Annotated in this window: 1 protein-coding gene and 1 pseudogene; one reads left to right on the top strand and one right to left on the bottom strand. The window is 63.0% G+C overall.

Annotated elements, in window-relative coordinates; genetic code table 11:
• Positions 1 to 240 (bottom strand): annotated as a pseudogene (locus Mlute_RS15210) (SIS domain-containing protein); the annotation flags it as partial.
• 114 nt (positions 241 to 354) lie between these two features.
• Between Mlute_RS15210 and Mlute_RS15205 the strand changes: the two are divergent.
• Complete coding sequence (locus tag Mlute_RS15205; protein ID WP_119361341.1) at positions 355 to 1,419, top strand: integrase core domain-containing protein; 1,065 nt, start codon at positions 355 to 357, stop codon at positions 1,417 to 1,419.
• Positions 1,420 to 1,528 lie beyond the last annotated feature (109 nt).

Below are 1,528 nucleotides of genomic sequence, written 5' to 3'. Positions count from 1 at the left end.
GGGAAGGGCCCGGTACAGGGTGAGGACGGAAGGAGCCAGGGAAAGGGTGGGCCAGAGGAGGCGGGCCTCGAGGAGGTACTTGGCGAAAAGGGCCGCATGGTCCGAACTCCCCCGGGCGGCGGTGAGGACCAGGGCAGGACCTCGCCGCCGGAGAAAGGCGGCAAGGCCCTTCACCTCGGCCTCGTTCTCCCTCAGAAGGCGCTCCACCACCTGGGGGGCCTCCTCCGCCTCTTGGCGCATGCGCGAAACCACGCCTCCCATTGTAGCGGGGATGCCCTGAACCCGGCCAGACACATGTGAGACTGGACGAGTAAAAATGTGGGGACCACTCCAGGAGAGAGGGGGTCCCCACGGATGCAGCTTACCACGGTTGGCAAAGAGGTTTTCCGGGGAGCACAAAAGGCCCGGGAACTCCAAGAGGCCGGGGCCGGCGATCCCACGGTTCAGGAGCGCTTACGGAAGCTCAAACAGGTGGAGGCGCTCAGGAAATACCGGGTGGGCTGGCCCGAGATCCAGGAGCTTTTGGGGATCAGCCGGGCCACCTATTACCGCTGGCGGAAACACCTCAAGGAAGAGGGCCTTGCCGGTCTTAAGCCTCGGTCAAGACGTCCTCAGCGCTTGCGGAGGAGGATTTACTGGTCTTCCGATCTGCTGATCCGGGTGGAAGCCCTAAGGAAGGAGAACCCCACCTGGGGCCGCTGGCCGATTTGGCTGACCCTAAGGAAGGAGGGCTTTGCGGTGAGCGAGCGCACCGTGGGGCGGATCCTGGCCTACCTGGAAGCACACGGCCGCGTGGAAAGCGTAGCTGCTTTTCTGGCCCAGGCCCGGCGGGGGAAGGGGGGGCGAAGACCCAGGAGGCCCTATGCGCAAAGGAAGCCCAAGGGATACGAGGTGGGTCACCCTGGCGACCTTATCCAGGTGGATACCCTCACCGTGACCCTGGGCCCTGGGGAGACGATCCAGCACTTCTCGGCCGTCGACCTCTTCACCCGTTTCTCCCTTGCGGAAGTCCACACCCGAGCCACGGCCAACCTGGCGGCCAGCTTTCTTGCCCGCCTGATGGTGCGAGCGCCTTTTCCTATCCGTGCGGTGCAGGTGGATGGGGGCAGCGAGTTTATGTCCGATTTTGAGGAGGTCTGTGAACGTTTGGGCGTTAAGCTCTTCGTTCTTCCTCCGAGGAGCCCCAAGCTCAATGGTCACGTGGAGCGGATGCAGCGGACCTTTAGGGATGAGTTCTACACACGGCCGTTGCCTTCACAGATCCCCGAGCTCCAAAGGGAGCTTGACGCCTACCTGGACCACTACAACCGCTGGCGACCCCACCGGGCCTTGGGGGGCCTGGCCCCTTTAGAGTACCTGGCTAGAATACGGGGGGAGGCGGTCCCCACAGAGTCTCAAATGCCTTCGTGTGCTACTTGATCTGTCCCCCCAGGGTGTGAAAAAAGAGGGGGTGCTATGCCACAAGACCGTGAGCACCCCCAGAACGTAGCCTTTGGCTGACCTACCATCTTGACGCAGAGACCCTCAT

Origin of the sequence: Meiothermus luteus (assembly GCF_003574085.1) — a bacterium.
Taxonomy (GTDB): Bacteria; Deinococcota; Deinococci; order Deinococcales; family Thermaceae; genus Meiothermus; species Meiothermus luteus.
Note: the sequence above shows the minus strand (reverse complement) of the source record. Positions and strands in the feature narration are given on the sequence as shown.

Coding starts and splice junctions, on each gene's coding strand:
- Mlute_RS15205 (WP_119361341.1), top strand. CDS start 355: ATGCAGCTTACCACGGTTGGCAAAGAGGTTTTCCGGGGAGCACAAAAG.